Annotated in this window: 1 protein-coding gene; it reads left to right on the forward strand. The window is 65.4% G+C overall.

Annotated features, from left to right (window positions below; all coding sequences use genetic code 11):
* Positions 1-970, forward strand: a 970-nt coding sequence (locus I5I_RS07385; protein WP_036318177.1) for an AMP-dependent synthetase/ligase, incomplete at its 5' end; no start/stop codon positions are given.
* Positions 971-1,006: the final 36 nt, after the last annotated feature.

Here is a 1,006-nt window from a genome sequence, read left to right on the forward strand (position 1 = left end):
GCAGAAGGCGGAGGCGGGCGCAAGGGAAAAGATCTTCCGCGCCGCGGCCCACACGGCGATCGAGCACTCCCGACTGCTCCAGGAAGGCAAGAAGATCCCGCTGGGCACGAAGGTGAAGTTCGCCCTGTTCGACAAGCTCGTCTACGGCAAGCTCCGCGAAGCCATGGGTGGACGCGTCACCTATGCCGTCTCGGGGTCCGCTCCCCTGGGCCCACGTCTCGGCCACTTCTTCCACAGCCTCGGCGTGACCATCCTCGAAGGCTACGGACTCACCGAGACGACGGCGCCGGCCACCGTCAACCTCGCGACGAAGTCCAAGATCGGCACGGTGGGGCCGGTGCTCCCCGGCGTCGGCGTGCGTCTGGCCGACGACGGCGAGGTCGAGGTGCGGGGCGTCAACGTCTTCAAGGAGTACTGGCGCAACCCCGATGCCACGGCCGCCGCGTTCGACGACGGCTGGTTCAAGACCGGTGACATCGGCGCGTTCGACACCGACGGCTTCCTCACGATCACCGGACGCAAGAAGGAGATCATCGTCACCGCCGGCGGCAAGAACGTCGCTCCCGCGGCACTGGAAGACCCGATTCGAGCGAACCCGATCGTCGGTCAGGTGGTCGTCGTGGGCGACCAGAAGCCGTTCATCTCGGCGCTGATCACCCTCGACCCCGAGATGCTCCCCGCCTGGCTGGCGAACAACGGCCTACCGGCGGACATGTCACTCTCGGATGCCGCGAAGAACCCGCAGGTGCGGGCCGAGGTGCAGCGTGCGGTGGACATCGCGAACAAGAACGTTTCGCGCGCCGAGTCCATCCGCAAGTTCACGATCCTCGACAGCGAATGGACCGAGGCGAGCGGACATCTCACGCCCAAGATGAGCATCAAGCGCAATGTCATCCTGAACGACTTCGCGAACGAGATCGAGGAAATCTACACCGTGCCGGTGACGACGACCAACGTGTCGCTGGGCTGATCTCGTCGCTGGGCTGATCTCGAGATGCGACGACGG

The sequence above is a fragment of the Microbacterium sp. B24 genome, from assembly GCF_000333415.1.
GTDB lineage: Bacteria > Actinomycetota > Actinomycetes > Actinomycetales > Microbacteriaceae > Microbacterium.